We start from the raw sequence: 18423 nt of genomic DNA, 5'->3' as shown, positions 1-18423 counted from the left end.
TCCAGGTCGGCGGCGTAGTCCGCGCGCCCCACGCGCCCCGCGCACGTCGCCTGGGTGAGCTCTCCGTAGAGCTCCTCGAAACGTCGGCGTGCGGGGCGCCCGCCGAGGAAAGCGTCGCCTCCGGCGGTCCGTGACAGCCCGGTAGGTACCCGCCCTACGCGGGGCGGTAGTTGATGCCCGCTGGCGGGCCGGCGCCGTACGCCGCGAGGGAGCGCGTAGCTGTCGCGTCCGTGCTGCCGGAGCCCGCGTACGAGTCGGTCGTGCCGAAGTCCGGCAACACCGTTCACATACGGACAGCGACCCTCCGTGAACGCTTTGACGCGCACGACCACACCCCCGATCTCCCGCCTGGGGAGCCGCCGTTGACCCGGCGGCTCGCAGCGGGACGAACGTATGCGGACATGGCGGTGGCGCGATGGACGGTTGTCCATCGCACCACCAAAAGGGGTGAACGGGAGTAACTTTCCCGTACGGAACGCGTTCGGTCGCGCTAAGGAATCAGCTACGCACGGAGCGTCAATCCGCTGGGAGACCGGCGGCGGAGAACCACCAAGCCACCGTCGGACCGCCCACCGGACCGCCGGCAACCGCCCTTGGGCGGCCGTCCGGTCGCCTCCTCGTCACCTTCCCCTCGCTTCGCCGTCAGGTCACCGCCCGAGGGCGTGGGCCCCCGTCGCTCGGTGGAGACTCAGGTCGTGGCCAACTCCCGCCGCGCGGCCCTGCGTTCGGCCGCCACCTGCGGATCGAGCGCCGGTACGGCGGCCAGGAGCTGCTTGGTGTACGGGTCGCGGGGGGTGTCGTAGACCTCGTCGGCGGGGCCCTGTTCAACGATCTTGCCGCGCCGCATCACCGCCACCCGGTCGCTGACCTGGCGCACGACGGCGAGGTCGTGGGCGACGAAGACCAGGGCGAGGCCGAGGTCGCGCTGGAGTTCCCCGAGCAGGGCGACGACCTGGGCCTGAGTGGTGACATCGAGCGCGGAGACCGGCTCGTCACACACGATCACGCGCGGATTCGCCGCGAGCGCCCGCGCGATGCCCACGCGCTGGCGCTGTCCGCCGCTGAACTCGTGCGGGTAGCGGTCGTAGTGCGCTCCTTCGAGCCCCACGCGCTCCAGCAGTTCCCGTACGCGCCCCCGGATGACCTGGTCGTCCTTCTCGCCCCGGGCGCGGAGCGGGTCGGCGATCGACTCACCCACACTGCGGCGGGGGTTGAGGGAGGAGACGGGGTCCTGGAAGACCATCTGAACGTCGGGGCGGACCCCGCCGCCGGGCTTGATCACGCCGGCCGTCGGCTCCAGCAGTCCGACCAGCATCCGGCCCAGCGTGGTCTTGCCGCTGCCGCTCTCCCCCACGACGCCGAGGGTCTCGCCCCGGTGAATGGTCAGCGACACGTCGTCCACGGCAGCGAACGCCCGCTTCCCGCGCCCGAATTCGCGCCGCAGACCGACCGCCTCCAGGACGACCTCCCCCGGACCGCCCTCCGCGACCTTGCCGAGAGCCTTCTCTGGCGTTCCCTCCCGCGTCCCGTCCAGCGCTCCCTCCCGCGTCCCGTCCGGCGTTCCATGCCGCGTCCCGTTGGACGCTCCTTCCATCCCGCCCGGCGTTGACCGACGTGTCCCGTCCGGTGCTGCCCGACGCGTCTCCTCCGGCGCCTTCTCGGACGGGGCGAAGGCCGCACGGGGTGTGTCCACGCGGGGCACCGCGCCGAGGAGTTCACGGGTGTACGTGCGGGTCGGGGCGCCCAGGACGGTGGCCACCGGCCCGTGTTCGACGGCCCGTCCGTGGCGCATGACCAGGACCTCGTCGACGCTCTCGGCGGCGACACCCACGTCGTGGGTGACGAGCAGCAGTCCCAGGCCGGTCTCCTCGCGCAGCGTGTGCAGCAGGTCGAGGATCTGCGCCTGGACGGTGACGTCGAGCGCGGTCGTCGGCTCGTCGGCGATCAGCAGGTCCGGCTCGCAGGCGAGCGCCATCGCGATGAGGGCCCGCTGCCGCATACCGCCGCTGAACTCGTGCGGACGCGAACGGGAGCGCCGCGATGCGTCCGAGATCCCGACCCGGTCCAGTACGTCCACGGCACGCGCGCGTGCGGCCCGGCGAGACCCGCGCGCGTGCACCCGGTAGACCTCGGCTATCTGGTCGCCGATCGCGTAGTACGGGTCGAGCGACGACAGCGGGTCCTGGAAGACCATCGCGGCCTTCCCGCCGCGCAGTTGTCGCAACTCCCCGTCGGACGCCTCCTGTACGTCGATGCCGGCCACCCGGACCGAACCGCCGACGTCGGCGCCGGTGCCGTGGTGCAGCCCGAGGAGGGCCGACGCTACCGTGGACTTGCCCGAGCCGGACTCGCCGACCAGGCCGAGCGCGGCGCCCTTCTCCAGCCGGAAGGAGAGGCCGTCGACGGCGCGCAGGGTTCCGAACCCGACCGTCAGATCGGTGACTTCGACCAAGCTCATGCGAGCACCACCCGTCGGTCGGCCACCGCGTAGAGCACGTCGGCGACGGCGTTGGCGATGACCACGAAGAAGCCGATGACCAGGACCATGCCGACGACCACCGGCAGGTCGACGACATTGACGGCATGGACGAGTTCCTGTCCGATGCCGGGCAGTCCGAAGAGCGTCTCGGTGAGTACCGCGCCGCCGACCGCCGAGCCGACGTTGTTGGCGTTGAGCGCGATGACCGGAGCGAGCGCTCCGCGCAGGGCGTGCCGTCCGATGACGGACCGCTCTCCGACGCCGTAGGCGCGGAAGGTGCGGATGTGGTCCTCGGCGAGGGTCTCCAGCATCGACGCCCGGGTGAGCCGGGCGAAGGTGGCGGCCTCGATGAGGGCCAGTGAGAGCCAGGGCAGCACCAGGTTCCAGGCCCACTGTTCGGGGTCGTCGGTGAGGGCGACGTACTGCGGGAAGGGCAGCAGTTGCAGCTGCCCGCAGACGACGATCATCAGGACGAGACCGATCACGAAGACGGGTGTGGCCACTCCGGCGAGGGTCACGCCGGTGAGGACGCGCTCGCTGAGCCGGCCGCGCCGCCAGGCGGACAGGACGCCGGTGCCGACGCCGAGGATCAGCCACAGCACCATCGCGCCGAACACCAGGGAGAGGCTGACCGGCAGCTTGGCGAAGATCAGCTGGGTGACCTGCTGGTCGCCCTGGTAGGACAGGCCGAGGCAGGGCGCCGAGCAGTGCTGCACCGACGTGCCCGTCGAGTAGTCCGTGCCGACGAGGATGCCCTGGAGGAAGTGCCAGTAGCGCACGTACAGGGGGTCGTCCAGGCGCAGTTGTTGGGCGACCTGGTGGACCTGGGCCGGGGAGCAGCGGGGGCCGCAGGTGATCTGGGCGACGTTGCCGGGGGTGGCGTAGAAGACGATGTAGATGATCACCGAGATGGCGAGCAGGGTGATGACGGTGCCGATGGCGCGGCGCAGGACGAAGCCGCCGAAGCCGCTCATGCCGGGTCCTCCTTCTGACTGCTCGCGCCGGCCTTCTCGCCGCTCACGTCCGTCGTTCCGGCACTCACGTCCCTCGTTGCGCCGCTCACGTCCATCGTTCCGGCGCCCGCGGCTGTCGTTCCGGCAGTCACGGCCACCGTTCCAGCGCTCACGGCCGTCGTGATGGAGCCAGTGTCGGCCGTGGTCTTCTTGCTGCCGGCGTCGGCCTTGGCCTCGCGTCTGCGGCCGGTGCCGACGCGCAGGCGGGAGGCGGCGCGGGGGTCGAGGGCGGTGCGGACGCCGTCGCCGAGGACGGTGAGGGAGAGCACGGTGACGAAGAGCGCGCCGGCGGGCAGCAGCAGGTACTGCGGGGCGGCCTGGTACCAGACGTCGGCGGCCGTGAGCATCTGTCCCCAGGAGGGGGTCGGGGGCTTCACGCCGACGCCGAGGAAGGAGAGCGCGGCCTCGGCGCTGATGTTCATGGGGACCAGGAGCGCGGAGTACGTGATGACGGGCGCGGCGAGGCCGGGCAGCAGTTCGCGACGGGCGATCCGCCAGGTGCCCCAGCCGCTGAGCCGGGCGGCGGAGACGTAGTCGAGTTCCTTGAGGGTGAGCGTCTGGGCGCGCACGATCTTCGCGATGTTGCCCCAGGCGATCAGACCGATGACGAGGGCGACGAGCAGGGGGCGCGGGAAGCTGTCGGGCACGATCGCCAGCAGCGCCAACGACATGATCATCAACGGCATCGCCACGATGATGTCCGTGATCCGGCTCAACAGTTGATCAACCCATCGGTTTCCGAGGGCGGCGGCGACACCGATGACGACGCCGACGAAGACCTGGACGATCGTCGCGGCCAGCGCGACTCCCAGGGAGACCCGGGCACCGTAGACGAGGCGGGCGAACAGGTCGCGGCCGGTCTGCGGTTCGAGGCCGAGCCAGTGGTCGCCGGAGATGCCCCCGAGGGAGCCGATGGGGACTCCGCCGCGCGCGGAGTCGATGAGCGACGGGTGGTAGGTGAACGGGTCCTGGCCCTCGATCGCGGTGAGCAGCGGCGCGGTGAGCGCGACCAGGACGAGCAGGGCGACGACGGCCGCCGCGACGAGGGCGGCGCGCTGCGCACGCAGCCGCCACCAGAACTGACGGGCCCCCGAGACCGCCGGGACGGAGGTGTCCGTCCCGGCGAGCTGGGAGGCGACAAGTGCCTCACTCATGCTGTTACTTGACCGCTACCTGGGAGATGTCGAGGACGCCGGTCCAGTCGCTGATCACGACGTTCTTGATGTCCTTGCCGACCAGGCGCTTGTAGACGGGGTGGAAGAGCGGCACGGTCAGGGCCTGTGCGCCGATCTTCTTGTCCAGTGCGCCCCAGCGCTTGGCGGCCTCGTCAAGGTTGGTCAACTTGTTGATCGCGTCAATCTCGGCATTGACCGACTTGTCGTTGAGCAGGCCGCTGTTGAAGTTCGCGCCGTCCTTGACGATCTGACGGCCGTCGAAGATCGGGGCGAGGAAGGGACCGCCGGAGGGCCAGTCGGCACCCCAGTGGGCGAGGAAGAAGCCCGGCTCGGTCTTGGTGCTGTGGATCTTGTCGCTGTAGTCGTTGCTCTCCAGGCCCTGGAGCTTGACGGTGATGCCGGCCTTCTTGAGGGCGTCCTGGATCGCGGTCGCGATCTCCGGGCTGGTCTCGAAGTCCTTGTCGTTGGAGTGCGTCAGGGTGACGGTGACCCCGTTCGGGTAACCGGCCTCCTTCAGCAGTTCCTTCGCCTTCGCCGCGTTGCCGGAGGCGCCCGCCGGGAAGAGGTCGTACGGCGTGTAGCCGAAGGACTTCTGGTGGGGCAGGAAGGTGGTGGCGGCCTCGGCGAGCGAGGAACCGCCGGCCGCGTTGATCACCGACGAGCGGTCGATGGCGTACGAGACCGCCTGCCGCACCTTGGGGTTGTTGAACGGCTTGACCGTCGGGTTGAACGCTATGTAGTCGGTGTAGCCGAAGTGGCCGGTGCCGACGCGCGCGGCGAGTTCCTTGTCGCCGGTCACCTTGGCGAGTTCGGCCGGGCCGAGGTTGGTGTCCGTGGTGACGGCGGCGGCGTCCGAGCCCTGGGAGGCGGACAGCCGCTGGTTGATCACGGAGGAGTCGAGCCCGGAGCGGACGTCGATCTTGTCCGGGTACGCCTTGCGCTCGGCGTCCGTCGAGGCGGACCAGTTCGTGTTGCGCGCCAGGACGATCCGCTCACCGTCGTTCTGGTTGCTGACGACCTTGTAGGGGCCGGACGAGACCGGGTGCTGCTCGTACTTCGTGCCCGTGTCCTTCGCCTTCGGGACGGGCGCGAACTGCGTCTGGGTGGCGAGGTAGGGGAACTCGCCCTCGGGCTTGTTCAGATGGAACACGATCGTCCGGCTGTCCGGTGTCTCGATCGCGGACAGCCCCTTCTTGTCCTTGTACGGCCCCTGGTAGTCGGCGGCGCCGACCAGCCAGTCCCGCAAGTAGGGCGCGCCGCCGGAGAGTTCGGGGGCGAAGGAGCGCTCGATGCCGTACTTGATGTCGGCCGAGGTGATCGCGGTGCCGTCCTCGTACTTGAGGCCCTTCTTCAGGGTGTACGTCCACTCGGTCGCGTCCGCGTTGGGGCGCCCGGTGTCGGTGGCGAGGTCGGGGACGACCTTGGCGCCGGCCGCGCCGCTCTCGCGGTTGCGGGTGGTGAGGGTGCGGAAGACGAGGGAGGGGACGTTGCCGCCGCCGGAGGTGTACAGGCGGGCGGGGTCGAAGTCCTCCTGCGGGTTGGCGTTCAGGACCGTGAGGGTGCCGCCCTTGTGCGGCGCGGAGTCGCCACCGGAGCCGTTGGCATCGTTGTCCTTCGGCCCGCAGGCGGCGGCGCCCGCTGCCACGACCAGGCCTACGGATGCCGCGGCCACGCGGCGGGCTATGACGGACGGTTGACGCATCGGAATGACGACCTCTCGGGGGAACGCTCGAATGGTGAGACGGATGGACAAGGGGTGAGACGAATGTGAACAGACGTCTGCCCCGGCGCCGGGTCGTCGGAGAGGCCGTGACAAGGTCACGGGCACGGTGCTGGAAAGCGCGACACGAACGCCGAGGGGGGCGGTGTCAGCGACAGAGGATGTCGGCCACGCAGAGCGGGGTCACGCCAATGAGCGCCAGCTCGATGGCGGCGCGCTTCACGGCATGACTGGACCACATGCGAAAAAATATGAACGAAGTTGCGGCTCGTGTCAATGTGACATAAGCGTCAGCTGTCAACTCCCTGGGTAGGGCCACGGGTTGGGCAGGCAGTGGATTCCGTCGTGGTCGAGGAACTTGGTCTGCTGCTGCATCACCGGGGCCAACTCGCCGTCCCTGTCGCAGGTGACGTGCCCGTAGCCGAGCCGGTGGCCTACCTCATGATTGATCAACATCTGTCGGTAGGCGTACATCTTGTCCCCATATGTCGTCGACCCTTGAGCCCATCGATACGCGTTGATCATCACGCGTTCCGTGGACGCCGAGTCGCACGACACGTTGTCCTCGGTGGTGTCGAGGCCGGACTTGGCACACCACCTGGCGGTGGTGCCGGGGCTGGCGAGGGTGATCACGAAGTCGGCCCTGCCGGAGGAGACGCGGGCGAAGGTGCGGGCGCCGCCATGGGCCCAACTGCGGTCGTCGTTGAGCGTTTTCTGCACCGCCTGCGCGAAGAGCGTGCCATCGAGTCCGAGCCCCCGCTCCACGTCCACCCGGTACGTGTACTTCTTCCCCTTGCCGGGCGCCTTGTCGGAGCCGGGTACCGCGTCGAACTTGTCCGGCCCCTTGAGCGTCGCGCCGAGGGCATACTTCTTGGCCATCTTCTGGTCGTACGTCAGCGCCACCACGCGGGCCGAGACGGACGGACTGGGCTCGCCGGATGCGGAGCCGGCCGTTTCCTGCCCCTGCCCGGCGGTGGACCGCGCGTCGGCACCGCCCGTCTCGTCACGGTGGGCGACCTGCCCGGCGACGATCACCGCGAGCACGGTGGTGACCGCGGCGGCAGCGATGCCGGTGTAGGTACGGCCCTTGGCACCCCCGGGGGGCGCGAGCGCGGGCGGACCGGCCGGGGGCGCGTCGTCGGCACCGGTCTCGGGTTCGCGTTCGGTGGTGGAGGGATGGGGGCCTGAGCGGTGCGCCGTGACGGTGGACCGGGGCGCGAAGACGTCGTGGTCGTCGTCGCCCGCGTCGCCCTGGCCGTCGAAGGCGTCGACGTACTCCTGCAACGGCCTCGCCCGGGACGAGCGCCGCGGCTGCGGAACGGTGGCACCTGGCGCGGAGCCGCTCCTCCCGGCACCGGGCCGCCCCGGCGGGCCGCCCCGACCACCGCGGTCCTCACGCTGCTGGGGATGCTCACCACGGACCTGCGGGACCCCGCGGGCGGGGGTGCCGTCGGGAAGCCTCGGAACGCCGTGCGAAGGAGTGCCCTCGGGGGCTCTCGGGACACCCCGCGCCGGAGTGCCGTCGGCGAACCTCGGGACGCCACGGCCCGGAGTGCCGTCCGTCGGGCGGACAGCGCCCGGGGTGGCGGCGGGACCCTGCGTGCGCGGGACGCCACGCGCCGGGGTCCCCTCGCCGAAACGCGGCACACCGCGCGCGGGAGTGCCGTCCGGAGGCCGTGGCACCGCGCCCGCGGGCCCCCCGCCGGAGGAACGAGGTACGCCGCGAGCAGGCGTTCCGTCCGCCGGGCGGGGAGCGCCGGGACCCTGTGCGCGCGGGACGCCACGCGCCGGCGTGCCGTCGGTGAACCTGGGGACGCCCCCGGCCGGAGTCCCGTATGGCGGATTCGGGCCTGGAGGGGGCTGTTGCCGGCCGGGGGCCGTTCGGGGTCCCGGAAGCCGGGCGGAGCCCCGAGGGGGCCAACCGCCCGTTCGGGCGTCCGGCTCGGTACCCGGACCCGGCGTCCGCCGTCCGGCGGGCGGCGCGGCGGTCGGCGCGTCCGGCCGGCCCTTCCGTGCCGCCGTGTCGCCCCTGATACCGGTCCGGTCGTCGGCCCGCGGGCCGCCGGGAGCGCCGGGAGCCCCAGGGCCGTCACCGGCCCCGGGACGGCCCTCGCGGCCTGCCCCGTCCTCCCGGTCCCCCCCGGAATCCCTCCCCGCGCTCCCCTCCGCGCTGTCGCCCTTCGCGGTCGGGCCGCGGCGACTGTGGCGCCCCACGTCGCTCCTCAGCTCCCCGCACTCGTGTCGTCGGCCCCGGCGTCGCCCGGGCCACCACCGGCCGTCACACCGGCGTCACCGGCGGATCCGGCAGCGTTCGGCTCGACATGGCCGGCAGCCCCGGCCGGCCCTTCCTCCGTCAGCCGATCCGCACCCGACGAAAGGTGCCGTATCGACAACTCGTGCTCGGGGGGGCTGAGTTCACCGCCCGTCAACTGTCGTGCCCCCGTGGGAAGTGCACGCACATCCGACTCCCTCAACTCGCGCGCCTCCGCCAGGAGTTCGCGTACCGCCGCAGCCACCGTATCCGGATACTCCATCATCGCGACGTGTCCCGCGTCCGGCAGGGAGAGCAACCGGGAGTCGCGGAAGGCGCGGGCGGCGCGCCGGGCCATGCGGTAGCCGACGAGTTGGTCGCGGCCGCCGTAGATGAGGAGGGTGGGGGCGAGGACGCGTTCGGCCTGGCGCCAGAGGCCGTGCTGGCCGCCGAGTGTGTACGCGTTGACGACGCCGCGTGAGGAGCGGGTCATCGCGTCCCAGAAGTACGGGAGTTGGAGCCGCCGTTCCAACTCCTCGACCGCGTGGCGGAACGCCTCCGGGGAGACCCGGCCCGGGTCGCCGTAGCAGAGGGCCGTGACGCCGTGGACGCGCTGTTCCGCCGTCCAGTCGCGGCTGAGGCGGGTGAAGAGGCGGGCCACTCCGGGTACGCCGAGCAGCGCCGTCGGCACCGCGCTGCGCTGGACGCGCAGCTCGGGCAGGGCCGGTGACACCAGGGTGAGGGTGCGGACGAGATCGGGGCGGACGGCGGCCACGCGCGTGGAGATCGCGCCGCCGAGCGAGTTCCCGAAGAGGTGGACCGGACCGCGGCCGGCCGAGTCGAGGTAGCGGATGACCGCGCGCGCGTGCCCGGTGACGGAGTAGTCGCCGTCGTCCGGCGGCGGGGAGTCGCCGAAGCCCGGCAGGTCGAGGGCCTCGCTGTCCAGGACGCCGTCGAGCCGCTCCATCAGCTGCGACCAGTTCTGGGAGGAGCCGCCGAGCCCGTGGACGTAGAGCGCGGGCGGCAGGTCCTCGTGCGCCGGGGGTCTGGAACGCACCGCGAGAGTGATGCCCGGCAGAGCGACCGACCTGAGCCGCTCGCCCTCGCCGACCCTGACGGGGGACACCTTCGGCAGCACGCTGGCAGCCGGCACGGAGGGCAGCTCTGTCGACGACATGCGGCAATGTTACGAGACGATCACGTGCGGGCTCCTGTGTTCGCGGTCACAGGCCGTGGTGACCGCGATCGGCGTGGAGGGGACGATCGGCCGGCCGCCAGGTGACCCGGTCCGGCCGCCAGGTGACCCGGTCCGGCCGTCCGGAAGGGCCCGCGATCCGGGTCTCAGGCATGGCAATCGATTGGGGTGTCTCCTAGGCTCGAAGTCAGGGCACCCGTATGTGACCCCCCGCCTCGACGGAGGCGGGGAACGTACGACGTACGAGGCACCAGGAAGGGAGCCCCCCATGACCGTGGACCCCAGCGACCCCGAGACGTTCGAGGACGAGAGCGAGGACGTCACCGGGTTGGCCGTCGAAGCACCCGAGGGCGACGCCGCCGAGCAGCGCGCCGAGCTCACTCCGGAGCGTGACGACCCGCTGCCGTCCGTGGACCCGGAGAACGCGAACGAAGCCGACGCCGTCGAGCAGGCTCGCGTGGTCTCACTCGACGAGGACGACTACCGGTGACGTTCCCGGGGTTCCGGCGGCGGGCGCGAGCCGCCCGCCGCCGGACGCTCCATCCCCGTATGCCACCATCCGCACGGCTTTCGGCCTTGTCCGGTCCGTGAAATTCTGCGCTCTCACCGCGCACACCACGGTTACCGAAAAGTACGATGGCGGCGCGGCGCTCACCGCATGTGGACGACATTGGGAGGCGGCGTGACAGCCATCGAGCAGACAGAGGCAGCGCGCCCGCGAGGTACGCGCCTGCCGCGCCGTGCCCGCCGGAACCAGCTGCTGGGCGCCGCCCAGGAAGTGTTCGTGGCGCAGGGCTACCACTCGGCCGCGATGGACGACATCGCCGAGCGCGCCGGCGTCAGCAAGCCCGTGCTCTACCAGCACTTCCCGGGCAAGCTCGACCTCTACCTCGCGCTGCTGGACCAGCACTGCGAGTCCCTGATCCAGTCGGTCCGGAGCGCCTTGGCGTCCACCACGGACAACAAGCAGCGCGTACGGGCCACCATGGACGCGTACTTCGCGTACGTGGAGGACGACGGCGGCGCCTTCCGGCTGGTCTTCGAGTCGGACCTGACGAACGAGCCCGCCGTGCGCGAGCGCGTCGACAAGGTCACGAACGAGTGCGCCGAGGCGATCTGCGAGGTCATCGCGGAGGACACCGGGCTGGCGCGGCAGGAGTCCATGCTGCTCGCCTCGGGGCTCGGCGGTCTCGCGCAGGTCGTGGCCCGCTCCTGGCTGCACAGCGACCGCAGCGTCCCGCGGGACCAGGCCGTCCAGCTGCTGGCGTCGCTCGCATGGCGCGGCATCGCCGGCTTCCCGCTGCACGGGACCGACCACCACTGACCTCGGGCTGTTCCCGTGGTCGCTCCGGTGCCCGCGCGCACGGGGGTCCGGTGATTGTTCCCGCCGGCTGTTCGCTCATGGCGTTTCCGAGCGGAGCGTGCGCGTCCCCTCACCGGGCTAATGTGTGCTGGGTACGGCGCGGAAGTCGCGCATTTCTATGACCGTCGGAGGGACATAGCCGTGGAGGTCAAGATCGGCGTGCAGCACGCGCCCCGCGAGATCGTTCTGGAGAGCGGTGAGAGCGCCGAGGAGGTCGAGCGGGTGGTGGCCGAGGCGCTGGCCGGAAAGACCCAGCTCCTGAGCCTCACGGACGAGCACGGCCGCAAGGTCCTCGTCCCGGCCGACCGCCTCGCCTACGTCGAGCTCGGTGAGGCCGCCCCCCGCAAGGTGGGCTTCGGCGCGCTGTAGTCGTACGCCATCGGCATACGAGAACGAGTGGGGCCCGGCGACTTCCCGTCACCGGGCCCCACTGGTGTTTCCGGCCTCGAGTCCGGCCGGATTCGCCACAGAGGGAGCACAAGTCACCCACAGAGGTGGATTGCGTTCCCCAGGTCACGGGTATGACGGGCTAGGACCGCACCACGCACGCCGGCCTTGGGAGGGACCCCGTCATGATCTTGGAAGCGATCGGCTCCGCAGTGCTCGGTCTCCTGCTGGCCTGGGCGGCCACGCACCGTTTCGCACACCGGCTGCCGGCCCGCACATGGGTCTTCTCGACGGGTGCCGCCGGCGCCCTCTTCGGCGACTTCGTCACCCACAGCGCGCTCGGCCCCGGCACCGCCCTGCCGAGCCTGCTCGGCGCGGCGGTCGTCTCCACGGCCTCGCTCTCGCTGCTGCTCCGCCCGTCAGGGCGACTGCGCCGACGCTCAGCTCCCGCGTAGCCGCTCCCGCGGAGTCGTCCGCGAGCCGTCCGCGCAGTCGTTCGCGCAGTCGTTCGCGGCGAGACCGACAGAACCCGCGACTGTTGCAGCCGTCTGGCCGTCTGGCCGCCTGACCGCCCGACCGCCACCGCCTCCGGGCAGGTCGCGGGCCGCTAGGCCGCGAGGCCCAGTGCCGCCATCCGCTTGGTGTGCGCCTCGGTGATCCGGGAGAACATCCGGCCGACCTCGGCGAGGTCGAAACCGTCGGCCACCCCGCCCACGAGCATCGTCGAGAGCGCGTCCCGGTCGGCCACCACCCGCTGGGACTGCGACAGGGCCTCGCCCATCAACCGCCTTGCCCACAGGGCGAGTCGGCCTCCCACGCGCGGTTCCGCGTCGATCGCCGCGCGCACCTTCTCGACGGCGAAACTGGCGTGCCCGGTGTCGTCGAGGACGGCCAGCACGAGGGAGCGGGTGTCGGCGTCGAGCCGGGCGGCGACCTCACGGTAGAAGTCACTGGCGATCGAGTCGCCGACGTACGCCTTGACGAGCCCTTCCAGCCAGTCCGAGGGCGCCGTCTGCCGGTGGAAGCCGTCGAGCGCCGCGACGAACGGCTCCATCGACTGCGTCGGCTCCGCCCCGATCTCGGTGAGCCGGTCCCTGAGCCGCTCGAAGTGGTGGAACTCGGCCGACGCCATCTTCGCCAGCTCCGCCTTGTCCGCGAGCGTCGGCGCCAGCTTCGCGTCCTCCGCGAGCCGTTCGAACGCCGCCAGTTCCCCGTACGCGAGCGCGCCGAGCAGGTCCACGACCGCGTTGCGGTACTGCGGGTCGGCGGAGGCCGTGGCCCAGTCCCGGGCGGCGACTCCGGTGGATCGGGCGGGCGCGTCGGAGGCGTTGTCAGGGGTCGTCATGAAGCGCACAATAGCCCGCTCGCCGCACGGCCGAAGTCGCACTTCACTCGGTGTGACGCCGACTACGTGACAGAATCGGCCGTCGCGTATGCGCGTTTCCGGGGTATGGTGGTAATGCGCCCGGCGAGTATTCGACGGGCCGCACGAATGAGGATGCCCGGTCGGTGGCCCGATCGGCTCCGCCCCGACCGCCCTCCCGGTCCGTACGGCACATCGCGTACGGCGATCGGAGGGACCCTCAGCGGTTCGAGCGCTAGAGCGTCGGCAGTGGTCCCGTGCATACGGCCCGCCGTCCGGCAGTCGACGTCCCCGGCACGGTCCTGACACGACCCCCGCGCTCGCCTCGCGCCGCACACACAGAAGAGGCAGCACCCTGACTACGACTTTCCGAGAGCTCGGAATCCTCCCCGAGACGGCCGAGGCCCTTGAGGCCGTCGGGATCGTCACCCCCTTCCCCATTCAGGAGATGACGCTCCCGGTCGCCCTCACCGGCACCGACGTCATCGGCCAGGCCAAGACCGGCACCGGCAAGACGCTGGGCTTCGGCCTCCCCCTCCTGGAGCGCGTCACCGTCCCCGCGGACGTGGAGGCCGGGCGCTCGAAGCCCGAGGACCTCACCGACGCCCCGCAGGCGCTCGTCGTCGTCCCCACCCGTGAGCTGTGCACCCAGGTCACCAACGACCTGCTGACCGCGGGCAAGGTCCGTAACGTGCGCGTCCTCGCGATCTACGGCGGCCGGGCGTACGAGCCCCAGGTCGAGGCGTTGCGCAAGGGCGTCGACGTCGTCGTGGGCACCCCGGGCCGGCTCCTGGACCTCGCGGGCCAGAAGAAGCTCGACCTCAAGCACATCAGGTCGCTCGTCCTCGACGAGGCCGACGAGATGCTCGACCTGGGCTTCCTGCCCGACGTCGAGAAGATCATCAACCTGCTGCCGGCCCGTCGGCAGACCATGCTGTTCTCGGCGACCATGCCGGGCGCGGTCATCGGCCTCGCGCGCCGCTACATGACGCAGCCCACGCACATCAGCGCCACCTCGCCCGACGACGAGGGCAAGACGGTCGCGAACACCAGGCAGTTCATCTACCGCGCGCACAACATGGACAAGCCCGAGCTGGTCGCGCGCATCCTCCAGGCCGAGGGCCGGGGCCCGGTCATGGTCTTCTGCCGTACGAAGCGCACCGCGGCCGACCTCGCCGACCAGCTCCAGCAGCGCGGGTTCGCCTCCGGCGCGGTCCACGGCGACCTCGGCCAGGGCGCCCGTGAACAGGCGCTGCGCGCGTTCCGCAACGGCAAGGTCGACGTGCTCGTCTGCACCGACGTCGCCGCCCGCGGTATCGACGTCGAGGGCGTCACGCACGTCATCAACTACCAGTCCCCCGAGGACGAGAAGACCTACCTGCACCGCATCGGCCGTACGGGCCGCGCGGGCGCCAAGGGCATCGCGGTCACCCTCGTCGACTGGGACGACATCCCGCGCTGGCAGCTCATCAACAAGGCGCTGGACCTCAAGTTCAACGACCCGCCGGAGACGTACTCCACCTCCCCGCACTTCTACGAGGAGATGCGCATCCCCGCGGGCACCCGAGGTGTGCTGCCCCGCGCGGAGCGCACCCGTGCCGGTCTGGCCGCGGAGGAGCTGGAGGACCTCGGCGAGACCGGCGGTCGCGGCGGCCCGCGTGGCCGTGGCGGTCGGGGAGCCAAGGACGTCCGGGACAACCGGGACGGCCGGGACAACCGCGGCGGACGGGACGGCCGGGACAACCGGGACGACTCCCGTTCCGCTGACGGCGAGCGCTCGGCTCGCACCCCGCGCCGCCGTCGCCGTACGCGCAACGGTGCCGTGCTGGACGAGACGACGGTCACGGTCACCCCGACCGGTACCACCGCTCCCGCCGGTACCGCCGCTCCCGCGGAGAACCCCGTCGAGGAGACCGCCGGCGCCCGCACGCCGCGCCGTCGGCGCCGCTCGCGCAACGGTGGTTCGGCCGAGCACACGCAGGCCACCGCTCCCGTCGCGCCGGTCGCCACCGTCGCGTCCGAGGCCGCCACGAACGCCGTCACCACGGCGGAGGGCCTGGAGCCGCACGCCCAGGTCGCCCCGGACGCCGTGGAGCAGCCGCGCCGCCGTCGCACCCGCCGGTCCGCGGAGACCGCGCAGGCCGCGGAGACCGCGGTCGCCACGGCCGAGAGCACGCCGTCGGCCGTCGAGGTCACCGAGGCGCCGGCCGCCGAGTCGAAGCCGCGTCGCCGCACCCGCAAGGCCGCGGTCGCCACGGCCGAACCCGCCGCGGACGCCCAGGTCATGGAGACCGCCGAGGTCGCTGTGGACACGGCGGAAGCCGTCGAGGTGAAGCCGCGCCGTACCCGCAAGAGTGCCGTCGTCACCGTCGAGGCGCCGGAAACGGTCGCCGAGGCGAAGCCGCGCCGGACCCGGAAGACCGCAGCCGTCGCGACGGTCACCGCCGACATCCCGGCGCAGTCCGCCGAGGCGTCGCTCGACGCCGCCGAGGGCACGGAGGCGCAGCCGCGCCGCCGGACCCGCAAGGCGGCCGTGGCGCCGGAGATCGTGGAGGCGCCGGCCGCGACCGAGGCCGCCGAGGCCAAACCGCGCCGCACCCGCAAGGCCACGGTCGCCGAGGCACCGGAGGCGTCCGCCGAGGCCAAGCCCCGGCGGACCCGCAAGACCGCCGCCGCTGCCGAGGCCGCCCTCGACACCGCCGAGGCCGCCGAGCCGAAGGCGCGTCGGACGCGCAAGGCCACGGTCGCCGAAGTCTCCGTGGAGACCGCGGAAGCGGTCGAGGCCAAGCCGCGCCGGACCCGCAAGGCCGCCGCCGTCACCGTCGAGGCGCCGGAAACGGCCGCCGAGGCGAAGCCGCGCCGGACCCGGAAGGCGGCAGCCGTCGCCGAGATCCCGGCTCAGTCGGTCGAGGAGCCGGAGGCCGCGCCGCGCCGCCGTACGCGCAAGGCCGCCGAGGCCCCGGCCGAGGTCGCCGCCGAGGCCAAGCCGCGGGTGCGTCGCGCCCGGAAGACGGCCGCCGCGGCGGAGTCCACGGACGGCTGAGCCACCCCCGCACCACAACATCCGTGCGGCCCGGCCCACTTCGGTGAGCCGGGCCGTCGGCATCACGCCCGCCCGACCAGCCCGTCACCCTCACTCCTCGGCCCCACCCCACCCCCGTCACCCCGGCCGGTTAATCTCGGGGCATGAGTAGGCCTCCGTCCTTTGTCCCGCCTTCCGGTGCCCGTTCGTACTTCCTGCGCACCGCACGGGGCGAGTTCGCCGTCGTGGACGCGCCGGTGGCCGATGGGGTCGAGGCGAAGGGGACCGTGCTGCTGCTTCCGGGGTTCACCGGGAGCAAGGAGGACTTCAACCCGCTGCACGAGCCGCTCGGCGCGCGTGGTTACCGGACGGTCGCCGTCGACGGCCGGGGCCAGTTCGAGTCCGATGGCCCGGAGCGTGACGAATCCGCATACGCGCAGGGCGAGTTGGCGCGGGACGTGCTGGCGCAGGCCGAGGCTGTCGGGACGCCGGTGCACCTGGTGGGGCACTCGCTCGGCGGGCAGCTCGCGCGGGCCGCCGTCCTGCTCGACCGCGCGCCGTTCGCGTCGCTGACCCTCATGGCGTCGGGACCGGCCGAGATCTCCTCCTCCCAGCGCGAGCGCGTGAAACTGCTGCGGGACGCGCTCGCCGTGCTGACGATGGCGGAGGTGTGGGACGCCATCCAGGCGATGGAACCGCCCGAGGAGACCGACACCGGCGGCGCGCTCGACTCCGGGCTCGACGACCGGGCCGACCTGCGCCGCCGCTGGCTCGGCACGAAGCCGGCGCAACTCATCGCCACAGGGCGCCAGTTGTGCGTCGAGCCGGACCGCGTCGCCGAACTGGCCGCCCTCCCGCTGCCGTTCCACGTCCTGTCGGGCGCACGCGACGACACCTGGCCGGTGCCCCTGCTGGACGAGATGGCCGTACGGCTGGCGGCGCGGCGTACCGTCGTCCCGGGCGCCGAGCACTCCCCCAACACCGACCAGCCCCTCGCGACGGCCACGGCGCTCGCGGACTTCTGGGACAGCGGCACCGTCAACTCCCGGCAGACCACCGCGTCCGACGACTCATGGGACTCCAGAGACTCCTGAGGCCGTTTCGCCCGGCCCGGATGGGCACGCGACCCGCGAGAGGGTCACCGGGGGCGGTCGTACGGGGCTAATACTGCTTCTGCAAGTGCTCCCAGAACCCGTCGCGCAGCGCCCGCCGCAGGTCGACCTGGCCGCGCAAGGAGTACTGGAGGAGGCCCTCCGCCTCGACGAGGAGGTCCTGGTCGACCGAGCCGGGGAGGTAGGGGTGGCCGGGCAGCAGCTCCAGCAGCGCCTCGCGGCCCCGCGCCACCAGCCATTTCGCCGCGATCTGGGCGCCCACGAACCGCACGTCGTCGCGGACGGGCCGGACCGCCGTCGCCTCGTACGGGAGGGCCGTACGACGTGACACGTACGGCTTGAAGAAGTCGAGGTCGAAGGTGCGCTGGCTGTCGACCTCCCACAGCAGCGGCTCGGCCTGGTTGCGGCCCTCCGGGGACTCGATGCCCCACAGGTGGACCCGGGCGCCGTAGCCCTGGGCCGCCTCGACCGCCGAGACCAGGTCCTCGTCGCCGCCGATGAGGGCCGCGTCGCTGATCGCGCGGTGCCGGGCGAGGGACTCCAGGTCGGAGCGGATCAGCGAATCGACGCCCTTCTGCTGGTTGTTGGCGTTCAGGTTGCCCAACCGCACCTTGACGTCCGGGAGTTCGGCGATGGACTGCTGCTCGGAGGTGTGGATGCGGCGCCGGGCGCCGTCGTACCAGTAGACGCGCAGCAGTCTGCTGTCCGCGAAGATGGTGCGGGCCTTGTCGATGAGCGCCTCGATCAGCCCCTCGGCGTCGAGGTCGAAGGAGCGTCGGTCCTCGGTCCCGGAGACGAGCCGGCCCGCGGCGGCGTACACGTACCCGGCGTCGACGAAGATCGCGTGCGTCGAGGGCGTCTTCGCCACCTCGGCGAGCATGCGCTGCAAGAGCGCGTTCGTCCGGTCGATGCGGGCGCTGAGGGCCGCGTGGTCGTCGTTCATCGCCTCCATTCTCCCGGCGGTCACGCTGCGAACACAACCGGTCCCGGTCAGTCTCGCGTACACCTCTTACCGGTCAGTAGTTAGACGTTCGAAAAATTTCTTTAGCGTAGGGAATGTTCGTAACACGCGCCCCGTTGACTCCCTATGTAACCAAGTAGTTCTCCTCAGGAGGATGACCAGACGAAGGGAGAAGCCCATGCGCTTCGAAATCATGCGTCTCGACGAGGTCGACGGCACTACCGTGGACAGCACCGTCGTGGATGCCGCCTCCGTCAATCGGATCGTGCAACAGGCCGCCGCCATCGGGCAGCGACTGTGGATCCGCCCCGCCGACACCAAGGCCTCGTAACACCCACGCGGATCTCCGCACAGACTTCAGAGCCCCCGTACGGCACCGACG

Annotated in this window: 16 protein-coding genes; 7 read left to right on the top strand and 9 right to left on the bottom strand. The window is 71.7% G+C overall.

Going from position 1 to position 18423, the window contains the following annotated elements; all coding sequences use genetic code 11:
- Positions 1-688: 688 nt before the first annotated feature.
- From ABZT12_RS27115 to ABZT12_RS27085, 7 genes are all read right to left on the bottom strand, one after another.
- Positions 689-2458 carry an ABC transporter ATP-binding protein gene (locus tag ABZT12_RS27115; RefSeq protein WP_356389291.1) on the bottom strand — a complete coding sequence of 590 codons (1770 nt, stop codon included), beginning with the start codon at positions 2456-2458 and terminating at the stop codon, positions 689-691.
- Positions 2455-3453 (bottom strand): ABC transporter permease, encoded by a 999-nt coding sequence (locus ABZT12_RS27110; RefSeq protein ID WP_356389289.1) that lies wholly within the window; start codon positions 3451-3453, stop codon positions 2455-2457. The genes ABZT12_RS27115 and ABZT12_RS27110 overlap by 4 nt, the downstream gene beginning before the upstream one ends.
- The gene (locus ABZT12_RS27105; protein WP_356389287.1) at positions 3450-4646 is read right to left on the bottom strand and encodes an ABC transporter permease; all 1197 of its coding nucleotides are present in this window, start codon (positions 4644-4646) and stop codon (positions 3450-3452) included. The genes ABZT12_RS27110 and ABZT12_RS27105 overlap by 4 nt, the downstream gene beginning before the upstream one ends.
- A gap of 4 nt (positions 4647-4650) precedes the next feature.
- On the bottom strand, positions 4651-6369 hold the full coding sequence (locus ABZT12_RS27100; RefSeq protein ID WP_356389285.1) for an ABC transporter substrate-binding protein: 1719 nt from the start codon (positions 6367-6369) through the stop codon (positions 4651-4653).
- Between the two features lie 166 nt (positions 6370-6535).
- The gene (locus tag ABZT12_RS27095; RefSeq protein WP_356389283.1) at positions 6536-6628 is read right to left on the bottom strand and encodes an Ms4533A family Cys-rich leader peptide; all 93 of its coding nucleotides are present in this window, start codon (positions 6626-6628) and stop codon (positions 6536-6538) included.
- Positions 6629-6684: 56 nt separating this feature from the next.
- Positions 6685-8070 (bottom strand): DUF3152 domain-containing protein, encoded by a 1386-nt coding sequence (locus ABZT12_RS27090; protein WP_356389281.1) that lies wholly within the window; start codon positions 8068-8070, stop codon positions 6685-6687.
- Positions 8071-8609: 539 nt separating this feature from the next.
- Complete coding sequence (locus tag ABZT12_RS27085; protein WP_356389279.1) at positions 8610-9815, bottom strand: alpha/beta hydrolase; 1206 nt, start codon at positions 9813-9815, stop codon at positions 8610-8612.
- 286 nt (positions 9816-10101) lie between these two features.
- On the opposite strand from ABZT12_RS27085, the gene ABZT12_RS27080 reads away from it, so the two are divergent.
- The 4 genes from ABZT12_RS27080 (at position 10102) to ABZT12_RS27065 (ending at position 12038) form a co-directional block, all read left to right on the top strand.
- Positions 10102-10323, top strand: coding sequence for a hypothetical protein (locus tag ABZT12_RS27080; RefSeq protein ID WP_356389277.1), 222 nt, complete (start codon positions 10102-10104; stop codon positions 10321-10323).
- 192 nt (positions 10324-10515) lie between these two features.
- Entirely contained in the window at positions 10516-11157 is a 642-nt protein-coding gene (locus tag ABZT12_RS27075; protein WP_356389275.1) for a TetR/AcrR family transcriptional regulator, read from the top strand.
- Positions 11158-11337: 180 nt separating this feature from the next.
- The gene (locus ABZT12_RS27070) at positions 11338-11565 is read left to right on the top strand and encodes a DUF3107 domain-containing protein (RefSeq protein WP_356389273.1); all 228 of its coding nucleotides are present in this window, start codon (positions 11338-11340) and stop codon (positions 11563-11565) included.
- Between the two features lie 203 nt (positions 11566-11768).
- A complete protein-coding gene (locus tag ABZT12_RS27065; RefSeq protein ID WP_356389271.1) occupies positions 11769-12038 on the top strand; it encodes a hypothetical protein in 270 nt (89 codons plus the stop codon).
- A gap of 152 nt (positions 12039-12190) precedes the next feature.
- On the opposite strand, the gene ABZT12_RS27060 is transcribed toward ABZT12_RS27065, so the two are convergent.
- On the bottom strand, positions 12191-12928 hold the full coding sequence (locus ABZT12_RS27060; RefSeq protein WP_356389269.1) for a ferritin-like fold-containing protein: 738 nt from the start codon (positions 12926-12928) through the stop codon (positions 12191-12193).
- 466 nt (positions 12929-13394) lie between these two features.
- Between ABZT12_RS27060 and ABZT12_RS27055 the strand changes: the two genes are divergently transcribed.
- On the top strand, positions 13395-15989 hold the full coding sequence (locus ABZT12_RS27055) for a DEAD/DEAH box helicase (RefSeq protein ID WP_356389268.1): 2595 nt from the start codon (positions 13395-13397) through the stop codon (positions 15987-15989).
- Positions 15990-16132: 143 nt separating this feature from the next.
- The gene (locus ABZT12_RS27050; protein WP_356389266.1) at positions 16133-17062 is read left to right on the top strand and encodes an alpha/beta hydrolase; all 930 of its coding nucleotides are present in this window, start codon (positions 16133-16135) and stop codon (positions 17060-17062) included.
- A gap of 67 nt (positions 17063-17129) precedes the next feature.
- Here the strand turns inward: ABZT12_RS27050 and ABZT12_RS27045 are convergent, their stop codons facing one another.
- Positions 17130-18023 carry an NYN domain-containing protein gene (locus ABZT12_RS27045; RefSeq protein ID WP_356389264.1) on the bottom strand — a complete coding sequence of 298 codons (894 nt, stop codon included), beginning with the start codon at positions 18021-18023 and terminating at the stop codon, positions 17130-17132.
- A 196-nt stretch (positions 18024-18219) separates the two neighbouring features.
- On the opposite strand from ABZT12_RS27045, the gene ABZT12_RS27040 reads away from it, so the two are divergent.
- Positions 18220-18372: a hypothetical protein gene (locus ABZT12_RS27040; protein WP_356389262.1), complete on the top strand. Its 153-nt coding sequence runs from the start codon at positions 18220-18222 to the stop codon at positions 18370-18372.
- Positions 18373-18423 lie beyond the last annotated feature (51 nt).

Source organism: Streptomyces sp. NPDC005423, from assembly GCF_040606415.1.
In the GTDB taxonomy this organism is placed as follows: Bacteria; Actinomycetota; Actinomycetes; order Streptomycetales; family Streptomycetaceae; genus Streptomyces.
Note: the sequence above shows the minus strand (reverse complement) of the source record. Positions and strands in the feature narration are given on the sequence as shown.

Coding starts and splice junctions, on each gene's coding strand:
- ABZT12_RS27055 (WP_356389268.1), top strand. CDS start 13,395: ATGACGCTCCCGGTCGCCCTCACCGGCACCGACGTCATCGGCCAGGCC.
- ABZT12_RS27095 (WP_356389283.1), bottom strand. CDS start 6,628: ATGTGGTCCAGTCATGCCGTGAAGCGCGCCGCCATCGAGCTGGCGCTC.
- ABZT12_RS27065 (WP_356389271.1), top strand. CDS start 11,769: ATGATCTTGGAAGCGATCGGCTCCGCAGTGCTCGGTCTCCTGCTGGCC.
- ABZT12_RS27060 (WP_356389269.1), bottom strand. CDS start 12,928: ATGACGACCCCTGACAACGCCTCCGACGCGCCCGCCCGATCCACCGGA.
- ABZT12_RS27045 (WP_356389264.1), bottom strand. CDS start 18,023: ATGAACGACGACCACGCGGCCCTCAGCGCCCGCATCGACCGGACGAAC.
- ABZT12_RS27040 (WP_356389262.1), top strand. CDS start 18,220: ATGCGCTTCGAAATCATGCGTCTCGACGAGGTCGACGGCACTACCGTG.
- ABZT12_RS27115 (WP_356389291.1), bottom strand. CDS start 2,458: ATGAGCTTGGTCGAAGTCACCGATCTGACGGTCGGGTTCGGAACCCTG.
- ABZT12_RS27080 (WP_356389277.1), top strand. CDS start 10,102: ATGACCGTGGACCCCAGCGACCCCGAGACGTTCGAGGACGAGAGCGAG.
- ABZT12_RS27085 (WP_356389279.1), bottom strand. CDS start 9,815: ATGTCGTCGACAGAGCTGCCCTCCGTGCCGGCTGCCAGCGTGCTGCCG.
- ABZT12_RS27110 (WP_356389289.1), bottom strand. CDS start 3,453: ATGAGCGGCTTCGGCGGCTTCGTCCTGCGCCGCGCCATCGGCACCGTC.
- ABZT12_RS27105 (WP_356389287.1), bottom strand. CDS start 4,646: ATGAGTGAGGCACTTGTCGCCTCCCAGCTCGCCGGGACGGACACCTCC.
- ABZT12_RS27100 (WP_356389285.1), bottom strand. CDS start 6,369: ATGCGTCAACCGTCCGTCATAGCCCGCCGCGTGGCCGCGGCATCCGTA.
- ABZT12_RS27050 (WP_356389266.1), top strand. CDS start 16,133: ATGAGTAGGCCTCCGTCCTTTGTCCCGCCTTCCGGTGCCCGTTCGTAC.